At 62.8% G+C, this 5,780-nt stretch carries 5 protein-coding genes and 1 pseudogene; 4 read left to right on the top strand and 2 right to left on the bottom strand.

Annotated elements, in window-relative coordinates:
- A pseudogene (locus ACYOEI_RS40760) lies at nucleotides 1-707 on the bottom strand (hypothetical protein); the annotation flags it as partial.
- Nucleotides 708-710: 3 nt separating this feature from the next.
- Between ACYOEI_RS40760 and ACYOEI_RS40755 the strand changes: the two are divergent.
- Nucleotides 711-1,310, top strand: a complete 600-nt coding sequence (locus ACYOEI_RS40755; RefSeq protein WP_462856423.1) for a DUF1559 family PulG-like putative transporter — start codon at nucleotides 711-713, stop codon at nucleotides 1,308-1,310.
- 671 nt (nucleotides 1,311-1,981) lie between these two features.
- Here the strand turns inward: ACYOEI_RS40755 and ACYOEI_RS40750 are convergent.
- On the bottom strand, nucleotides 1,982-3,262 hold the full coding sequence (locus tag ACYOEI_RS40750) for a hypothetical protein (RefSeq protein WP_462856422.1): 1,281 nt from the start codon (nucleotides 3,260-3,262) through the stop codon (nucleotides 1,982-1,984).
- Between the two features lie 682 nt (nucleotides 3,263-3,944).
- Here ACYOEI_RS40750 and ACYOEI_RS40745 point away from each other — a divergent pair.
- The 3 genes from ACYOEI_RS40745 (at nucleotide 3,945) to ACYOEI_RS40735 (ending at nucleotide 5,636) form a co-directional block, all read left to right on the top strand.
- The gene (locus ACYOEI_RS40745; protein WP_462856421.1) at nucleotides 3,945-4,382 is read left to right on the top strand and encodes a hypothetical protein; all 438 of its coding nucleotides are present in this window, start codon (nucleotides 3,945-3,947) and stop codon (nucleotides 4,380-4,382) included.
- 302 nt (nucleotides 4,383-4,684) lie between these two features.
- Nucleotides 4,685-5,131, top strand: coding sequence for an Hsp20/alpha crystallin family protein (locus ACYOEI_RS40740; protein ID WP_462856420.1), 447 nt, complete (start codon nucleotides 4,685-4,687; stop codon nucleotides 5,129-5,131).
- A gap of 235 nt (nucleotides 5,132-5,366) precedes the next feature.
- A complete protein-coding gene (locus ACYOEI_RS40735) occupies nucleotides 5,367-5,636 on the top strand; it encodes a hypothetical protein (protein WP_462856419.1) in 270 nt (89 codons plus the stop codon).
- The last annotated feature ends 144 nt before the right edge of the window (nucleotides 5,637-5,780 follow it).

The following is a 5,780-nucleotide window of genomic DNA, read 5'->3' as shown; positions in this document are numbered from 1 at the left end:
CCGTTCTCCAACGACGGCTCCCCGTCCTCTTGCCGCTCCCGTTGCAAAGTGGCGATGCCGGCTTGCAGGCCTTTCCCCGCGTCGGCCGTGACGTAGGATAAGGCCTTCCAATCGCGTAGCGCCTGGGCCCAGGTCACCCCCGAGCGGTCGTCGGCCTTCTGCCCGAGGAACCAGGTCATACTCGTGGGCTCGACGCCGACCAGCACGGGTCGGCCGTGGAAGAAGATCTCATCGAGGCAGCCGACCAGGACCAACGTCTGGCACCGCGCATCGAGGAGCTTGAGGACCCGACCTGCGGCCGACCCCGCGTCTTGGATCCACCGATGGAGCGTCGAGCGACCGGGGCAGGCGGGCGTCCCCACGATGAGGTCCAGTAGGGCGCGGATCTGGTTGAGGCTCAATCCCATCGCCGTGGCGGTGACGGAGAACTCGCGTTGCCGGCCGGGAGGGAACTCGATGGTCTGAGCGAGCCAGCCCCAGAGTTGGGCATTCTCGTGACGGAGACGCTGATTCTCCGCGATCAAGGTCGAACGAGTCGGTCCGCCATCGTGCCTGTCTTCGACGGCGGCTTGGACCTTGTGGGCATGATCATAGATGGTCTGTCGGCTACAGTCGGCGATATCGGCACGGCGAGTGACGTCGCCATAACCACCGGTCAAAGCCGCGGCGGCGTTGGCGATCCAGGAAGTGAAGGGTATCTTGGGCATGGGGTGGGCCTTCTGGAGCGTGGATCATGTAAGCAATCCCACTCTGGGGGTCCACCCCTCAGCAAAATCAAGATCTCAGGGCTCGATGTTGAGAATTGTCAAGTAGAGCGCGGCCTATCAGGGTCGGTTTGGGACGATGCCCCTACGAGCGTCGCCTCGTTTTCCGATGGCACCGGTAGCACGGTACTTATGGCCGAATGGGTGCGGTCACACAAACCCGTGACCAAGGGCGATACGCTAAGTACCGTGCTCAAAGTCGCCCCCAATTTATACTCCGCTTCCACATTTGATGTGTTTTTGTCGGCATGCGTCTCTGCCAGCACCGACCTCGCAACCAGCTCGAGGAAGGGAGGCCCTTGGGCGAGCGGGGGATTCTCGGAAACGCTCCATAATCACAATTTAAACATTAACGAAAATACATGTATAAGCAGTGGAATGGTGCCCGAAGGGGCATGGACGGCAGGAAGCAGGCACGCGGCCGGAGTCAACTGCCTGTTTGCCGACAGCCACGTAACGTCTCTAAAACCAAGCATTTCTTTGTACGTCTGGCGAGCGATCGGAACGAGATCGAACGGTGAGATCGTGTCGAGCGATGCGTTCTGACGCCCCTCAGGCGGGAAGCCCGACATAGGGCTCGTTGACTATAGACGATCAGAATCTACCCCAAGGAAACGCACCATGCTTCGCCGAGCCGTTATTGCCGCCTTCGCTGTTGCTATCATTGGGCTGTCCAGCACTCGTCCAGCCATGGCCGTCCTAACCGAGTACACGTGGTCCAAGCCGACGTCCCATATCGCCAAAACACCCAATTTACCGCGGAGGTTACAGCTTCGGGGATCCCCGGTGGCTTTACCCCTTCATTTGTGAGATGGAAAGTCTATAGCGGGACAACGCTGAAACAGACGATCGAAGGAGGCACAATTTCTGGACCTAGCCTCGATGGGTGGAAATACGAATTGAATGATACGGACAAGTTCAACGGGCTCACTTCTGGCAATTATACAGTCAAATGCGAAATTTATTACAATGATAAATATACTGATCTGAATCCGGACGATACGACGTCCTACGATTTCACCGTCGACCCGTGAACATGCTCGCTGACATCGACCTCTGACGCCGACGGCCTTTTGGCTTGACCTTTTGGCTTGATCTGACCGTTTGACACAGCCCTCGTACAAGATTGGCCGATCTCCGCCCCGTTATAAGCACGCGAGGGAGGCGGCTCCATTACGCGGGCCACCTCCCTCGTGCCTGCGAACTCGGTTACGAGGTCAGAAGTGATAGCGCTGGCCGTAGACGCCGGGCGAACTCCCGTAGGGCGACGGGTCGACGTCCTGGCTGATGCTCTCCCAGATGATCTCGAAGTTGCCGGAGTTGTCCATCGCGACCGCGGGCTGGATGTCGTCGAAGTTGACGTCCGAGTTGACCAGGGCGCTCGAGATCAGGGTGCCGCTCGAATTGAACAGGCTCATGTAGATATTGTGGCTCGTGGCCGTCAGGGTCGGCAAGGCCGACCAGGTCACGACGAAGTTCCCGTTGACGTCGATCGCGACGTCGGCCGGGCGGGTCTCCTGGTCGACTCGGGTCGAACTGGAGCTGACCTGGAAGACGCCAGCGAGCGCGGTCCCCGAGGAGTTGAATCGTCGCGCATCGACGACCCCGTTGTTCGAGGGGTCGACCCAGACGACATCGAAGGCACCGGAGGCGTTCATCGCGACGGCCGGGTAGCTCGGCACGGTCGCCGCGGTGTTCGCGATCTGGTCGACCTGGATCGGGAGCCCTTGGAGCACCCCCGACGAGTTGTACCGAGCGGCCATGATGTGGCCGGCCTCGTCCCCTTCCTCGATTCCGCCGATCTGGGCGGTGAAGACGACGACGAAGTCGCCGGCCGAGTCCATCGCGACGTCCGGCTGCTGCTGATACCCCTCGGGGATCGGGGCGGTGCCGCCCCCGGCGGTCCCGCCGGGGCCGGCGGTGTTCGGCGGGATGTAGAACACGCCCGACCCGACGCCCGACGAGCTGAAGAGCTGCCCTTCGACGATCATGGGGCCGCTGCTCGGTCCGTGCGAGCCGAGCGCGACCAGACTCTGCCAGACGACGACGAACGAACCGGTCGAGCTCATCGCGACCGACGGGTAAGTCTGCGAGCCTTGGGTCGCGCCGGCATTCGCCGTAAACTGCGAGCCGACCGCGACACCCGAGGAGTTGTAGCGCTGCCCGTAGATATTCCCCGCCGTGGAGAGGAAGCTGCTCTCGGGCCCCCACCAGACGACGACGAAGTTGCCGGCCGAGTCCATCGCGACCGAAGGCTGATAGTCCCCGCCGGTCGAACCGACGGTGGTCGACGCGATGAGGAACTCCGACCCCACTTTCGCTCCCGATGAGTCGAGCCTTTGGCCGTAGATGCCGTAATGATTCGGGTCGGCCTGGTTGCTTTCCCAGACCGCGACGGAGGCACCCGAGGCGTTGGTGGCAATTGCCGGCGTCCCTTGGGTGTAGTGCGTCGTAGTGTTGACGCGGAATTCCGCCCCGATCGGGGTCGCCGACAGCATAGCTCGCCCCTCGAGGGATTCGACCGTTAGCTTCCGCGACCTCGGGGCGACCCGAGCTTTCCTCGACCCGTACGATTGCAGCCAAGATGTGACCACGATGGTGCTCCGGCGATTTACGGACGATGTGCGGTACGTACTCGGGACGATGAATTGCGGAATCCCTCCCGGGCGTCCCGGCCGCCTGATTAAACACAAGCGACCCACCTACCTGTCAAGATGGCGACAGCAGCCTGTCCCGATGGCCGCTCAACATCTCCCTGCCACAGTCACGGCGGTTACAGTAAAGGCGGGTGGGCTCGCCCTGAAGAGCAGAGCCTCAATTGGACGGTCGCCGTCCCATGGCGGGGATCGATGGTTCGCGGAATCCGAAAGGTGAGGATGCCCGGCTCGTGGCCCAGGCTGAGGTCGCCGTGGGGCCGATTCTCAGCACCGACCTTTTGCCCTCCTCCTGCCTCTCCATTGCCCAGCCCGCTTGTCTCAACCTTGTTCTTGGAGGCCCCTGTGGCTCCGCGAGCCCTGCGATTTACACCGTTTGGCGACGACCCGCGCGTCGATGGGGGCAACGGACGAAGAATCGACCGTGCCCACTTGCTCAAAGAAAACGAAGGAGGTTTTTCGTAACATGGGAGCTCCCCATGATGCGAACTTGAATGAGGACCTCTAGGAGCGTGAGAGCATCGCCATGGATCCCCTCGAGCCCGACCCCGAGACGTCGGCCCTCATCCGGGCGAAGATCGAGCGGCATCGCGCCGAAGGCCTGACGGACGCCGCGCTGCGCCGCAGGGTCCTCGACGAGCTCTGGCTGGCCCTGCCGGCCGAGTTTATCGAGGCGCACGACCTCGAGACGATCGTCGCCCGCTGGCAACGCGCCATCGAGGCCGGTACGCCTCCGAGCGTCGACGAAGCGTACGGTCGTCTTTATCGGGCCTGCTGGTTGATCGGGGATGCGCTCGTCGACGGGCGGGACGGTCCATATTGGCTCGTCACGGGTCGCAACGGCAAGAGTCGGATCAGGGTCAAGGCGGCGACGAAGGCGGAAGCCTGGCACCTGGCGTGTCAGGAGGCCGAAGCACTCGGGATGATCGCCCCGAAGGATGGATCCCTCGAAGTCCCCTCGTGAGGGATTCGGGTCGCGGGCAATCGTTCGTCGCGCCCGTTCCTGCCAATCTTGCAGCGGCCCGCGGGGCCCGATCCTGTCATCCTGACAGCCGACGACAGCCTCGTTTTCACCCCCCAAATCGCAAGTTCCGTCGGCTCGAGCACTTGATGTGAAGTACTTGTTTGGCACGGCCGTTGCTCTTCACCAATGGCGGAGCGGGCCTCCTGGAGCGAGGATCCACGGGCCCTCGCCCGACCCGCCCCGCCGTGATTGGCGATCTCCTCTTGACGGTTGCCCGTGAACTCTTGAGAGGTATTTTTCCAATGATCCCGATGCCGAAGAACAACCACGCCTTCAACCCCATCACGATGGCCCCGATCAACCGGCTCGACTCCCTCCTCGGCCGCATGTTCGGCGAGGACGCCCCCCACGTCGTGCAGGCCATGCCCGGCACCTCGCAATCGGTGGCGGCCTGGGAGGACGATGAGCGCGTCTACGTCGAGGCCGACCTACCCGGGGTGGCCCCGCAGGACCTCGAGGTGACGGTCCACCAGGGTGTGCTCTACATACGCGGCGAACGCAAGGCCGAGGAAGGCCGGCGCCCCCAGTACGAGGGCAGGATTTACGGCCGGTTCGAGCGGATCGTGCGGCTCCCCGAGGGGGTCGACGGCGAGTCCGTGCAGGCGACCCTCAAGGACGGCGTCCTGCGGGTGGAGCTCGCCAAGCCCCAGCAGGCCAAGCCGAAGCGGATCGAGATCCGCACCAGTTGATCCGCCTCGAGGATTTGCCGGGGTCGACGTAATTTCCCCTCCGTCCCGACCCCGGTCGCCCCCACGCCGACGCGAGGGGGCCGAGAATCTCGAATCTCGCAACCATTCCCCGGCCGCTCGCCGAGCGGCCGGGGAGGGACGCGCCGATACGTGATCGACATCGCGTAACGGTCCGGATTGCGCGAAGTGAATGAAGATGTCCGCGAACCTGCATCGGAAGGAAGGAGGAATCACCATGCATGCCACATTCGAACGTTCTACCTGGAAAGCCGCCCTGATGACGTCCGTCGCCGCGCTGGTCCTCACCGGCGCCGCCATGGGGCAACAGGCCCCGACCAGCTCGGCCGAACACGAGGCCAAGGCCTCCCCGGTCGTTCGGTCTTTCGGTGAGAAGGGCGGATACCGGACAGAGGTCCGTAGCGAGACGAAGGGCACTCTCGGCCAGGAGGACCGGCGTCAGGTTTCCCTCCTGGCCGGGACTCAAAAAGGGGACATAACACAATAGCAATAAATGTTTCGCCAAAAATAATTTGCGCAGATCGAAATCGCAGGTGGACGCCTCTAGCGAGTCGAGGGGGTCTATGCGAGCCCTGACGGCCGAATCATCGAGGTGGGCTACTGGGCGAAAGCCCGAATTGAAGTCGAGGGG

The sequence above is a fragment of the Singulisphaera rosea genome (assembly GCF_054877945.1).
This window is presented reverse-complemented; position numbering and strand designations above follow the sequence as displayed.

Excerpts from the sequence above, each read along its gene's own strand:
- ACYOEI_RS40750 (WP_462856422.1), bottom strand. The coding sequence starts at position 3,262 with ATGCTGTCGGCGACCCCGATCGGGGCGGAATTCCGCGTCAACACTACG.
- ACYOEI_RS40745 (WP_462856421.1), top strand. The coding sequence starts at position 3,945 with ATGGATCCCCTCGAGCCCGACCCCGAGACGTCGGCCCTCATCCGGGCG.
- ACYOEI_RS40740 (WP_462856420.1), top strand. The coding sequence starts at position 4,685 with ATGATCCCGATGCCGAAGAACAACCACGCCTTCAACCCCATCACGATG.
- ACYOEI_RS40735 (WP_462856419.1), top strand. The coding sequence starts at position 5,367 with ATGCATGCCACATTCGAACGTTCTACCTGGAAAGCCGCCCTGATGACG.